We start from the raw sequence: 979 nt of genomic DNA on the forward strand, positions 1-979 counted from the left end.
CTAGGTGTGTTGTCCCGGGACGTTGGTGACACGCGTGCTGGGTGCTTGAACAGGTGAGGGCCTTCTGGGTTCGGTGTGGATTGCGAAGTCTGCACCGACGTCCAGGAGGCCCTCGTGTCCCACCGTAATGCCCCTCTGACGCCGACCGGGAGGCTCCGTCTGGCCCGGTGTGTCGTGGACGACGGCTGGCCGCTGCGCAGGGCCGCGGAACGCTTCCAGGTCAGCCACACCACCGCCGCACGCTGGGCGAGCCGCTACCGGCAGCTGGGCGAGGCGGGGATGCACGACCGCTCCAGCCGCCCACACCGTCAACCCCGACGGACCCCGGCTGCCATCGAACAGCAGGTCGTGCGGCTGCGACGCGAACACCGGATCGGACCGGCACGCCTGGCCGCCCGGTGCGGTATCGCCACGTCCACCGCCCACCGCATCCTCGGCCGGTACGCACTGCCCGCTCTGGCCACGCTGGACCGGGCCACCGGCGAGCCCGTGCGCCGCTACGAACGCGCCCGGCCCGGCGAACTGGTCCACATCGACGTCAAGAAACTCGGCCGCATCCCCGACGGCGGCGGGCACAAGGTGCTGGGCAGGGCCGACGGCCGCCGCAACAAGACCGGCACCGGATACGCCTACCTGCACACCGCCCTGGACGACCACACCCGCCTCGCCTACACCGAGGACCTGCCCGACGAGACCGCCGCCACCTGCGCCGGCTTCCTACGACGAGCAACCGCCTGGTTCACCGCCCACGGCATCACCATCGAGCGGGTCCTCACCGACAACGCCTGGGCCTACACCAAGAACACCTGGCACGACACATGCCGCGACCTGGGCATCAGCCCCCGCTGGACCAGGCCCTGGCGACCTCAGACCAACGGCAAGGTCGAACGCTTCCACCGCACCCTGCTCGAGGAATGGGCCTACAGCCGGCCCTACACCTCAGTCAGCGACCGACAAGCAGCGTTCCCCGACTGGCTGG

1 protein-coding gene is annotated in these 979 nt (G+C 70.4%); it reads left to right on the forward strand.

Features of this window, described 5'->3' with window-relative positions:
• Positions 1-114: 114 nt before the first annotated feature.
• Positions 115-979: IS481 family transposase (locus E4U92_RS35250; RefSeq protein WP_137304533.1), on the forward strand; the 865-nt coding region annotated here is incomplete at its 3' end.

The organism is Streptomyces galbus (assembly GCF_005280195.1).
GTDB lineage: Bacteria > Actinomycetota > Actinomycetes > Streptomycetales > Streptomycetaceae > Streptomyces > Streptomyces galbus.